The sequence below is a fragment of the Streptomyces sp. NPDC037288 genome, from assembly GCF_055603265.1.
In genome coordinates, this window is the sequence record NZ_JBVJVY010000183.1 from 1 (window position 1) to 2,454 (window position 2,454).

Here is a 2,454-nt window from a genome sequence, read left to right on the forward strand (position 1 = left end):
ACGTGCCTGCTCGTCACAAAAAGGTACGCAAGAACTCGATCACAGTCGCGAACCGATACGCTGCCGTGACCCTTTCCCTGGGCGTCGTGCTGGGAATCGGCGCTGCCAGCGCAGCTCCGGCCTTTGCGCAAAATTCCGGGCCCGGCGTATCAAAGCCCAGCGTACCGCAGCAGGAGGAACTCTCGAAGGAGAATGCCTTCGGTGAGAGCGTGGTCACCAATGACAGCGACCTGCCGATGGTTGTTTACTCGGGCCCCAGCGATGCGGGCGCATTGGCTGTGTTCGCGGGGAATCTTACGGTAACGCTGGCCTCTGCGTATCTCGAGGAAAAGGCGATTCCCGGTTTAGCGAGGCTTTCTGGGGTAATTGGCGCGAATACCCTGATAGACATTCCCGACGGTGCGCGCGGCGGCGGTAACCTTATTTCAAATCAGATCAACGGGTTCACAGTGATCCCCCCTCATAAGAGTCGGGTGGTCTACAAGACCGACACAGCGGCAATCGTGGCGGAGCCCATGTCTTCGGTGCCCACGAAGGACGTGCGGCTCAAGATCTTCACGGTGGATGGCAAGCGCGACGTAAAAGAGACCGCCTTCACGACCTCGGCGGGCAAATCATGGTACTACCACGCCGGCACCTTCTATGAAGCAGCTCAGGACGATCGTACAAAAAAGGGCGAAAAGCAGGAGAATACCTACAAAGCGGGGCATGCGGAGGAAGGCGTGTTCCATACCTTGATGAATGCCGGCAAAGGAGCCTGGGATTATGTGAATGGGGCGGAGGTGAATAAGATCACAAATAAATCGAACCACGTTGCAATCGTCTCTGCCGGCCCCTCTAGTATGGCAGATGTGACCAATGCAATAGCCGACGCGGGAAGGGCAATTGCGGGTATGGCTTTCGGTCTTCCTCCATTAGCGAGCCTCCCAGTCTCCTCCGTTCCCCTGCTGGAAACCCTTTTCCGTAACACCGGCCCGGTGATTCTCGGCCCGAAGGGTACCGGGGGTGATACCAAAGAAGTCTCTACCAGTACCAAGCTCGACTATCTTTTCCATGGGATATCGAAGATTGTTGACCACGCCGGCATAGCTGGCTCCGAGAAATTAGCATTTCACCAGTTTGACGAAAAGGGGAAGCTCAAGACTTCCATCATCGAGGGCTTCCTCGGTACGAAGTACGAAATCAGAGATGATGGTGTTTACTACGGTGAGGGAAACACCGAGCCCAAGCATGCACAGGGGATCCGTGCGGGCTACTGGGGGGATCACGCGGCAGTTGCCCGGGCTGCTGATGTAACGGGTGCTGCTCTCGGCAGTAAGCTCATTGACCCTTACACAACCCTGAACCCCACTCTGCCTGCGCAGATGTTGGAGGACCTTAAGAGTTACTTCGCCAAGGGGGACCCAAAAGAGAAGGCGAAAGACTTCATTGAGAAGAAGGCATATACCGAGGGTATGCCCGCCATGGATTCATTCCTTGCAAAGCTGTATAACGGCATGTTCGCTGAATTGAATAGTCAAGTGAAGACTGGCTCGAGCATGGACTTTCTCTTGTACTCTCCTCGCCCTTTGTCATTGTTAGCACGCGACGCGGTGCAGGACATGAGGGACATACTCGGGCGGAACACCGGGGACACGAAACTGCTCGAGGATGCGCAGAAGGTTGTGAAGGGTTTGCAAGCGCTCCTGAACAAAAAGGACGTCACGGAGCGGCTGGACTCGAAAGTGTCGGCTGCCCTCCGTGACGGGGCCGCTGGCCTGGAACAGGCCCTGAAGGATCCGAAGGGATCGGGTGTCGCCACGTCGATACAGGAATCCATCGATCGAGCGCAAAAGGAGATCGACAGAGCCACGCCGGCCGTGCGCATTGAGAAAAGTAGCTATCCGGAGGTGGAGCGCCAATATCCGATAATTGAACGTAAGGATGACTGGGATGTGTCGATCCGAAATGACCGTGAGCAGCCCGTTCGCGTAACCGATGGCGAGAAGGCCTACGTTATCGCTCCCCGAGAATACGTAACCCTCTCCCAAGCGTTCAAACACGATCTAACGGTCACAACTGCAGACGGTGCAAGAACAGAATTTAAAACCGGTGCGGACCACGACTACGTTGTGACGAAAAATGCCGTTGAATCCTTCGATCCCTACGACCGTAGGCCGGTGAAGTATAAGCAGGGAACCAAGCCGTATTTCGGATACCACCCCTTAACCCAGCAGGTATGGCCCATGCCGGAGGAGAGGACAAGTGATAGGGCCAGGGCTGATGAGGCTGGGGCCAAGGCTGGCGGGGACGTCAAGGGCAAGCTGGGCGGGGCCGAGAAAGAAGTTGAGAAATCGGCGAGCGATCAAGCGAAGGACGACGGGGAGGCCAAGGCCGAGGGCGGCCGCGTCAAGCGTGGGGCGGTGGGGAACGGCGGGGGCAGCAGTTCGTCCAGTGATCTGGTGATGGAGCGGC

1 protein-coding gene is annotated in these 2,454 nt (G+C 56.8%); it reads left to right on the forward strand.

Annotation, left to right across the window (positions count from 1 at the left end; genetic code table 11):
- Positions 1-65: 65 nt before the first annotated feature.
- The coding region (locus ACZ7GZ_RS43020; protein WP_471033283.1) for a hypothetical protein at positions 66-2,454 on the forward strand (2,389 nt) is incomplete at its 3' end.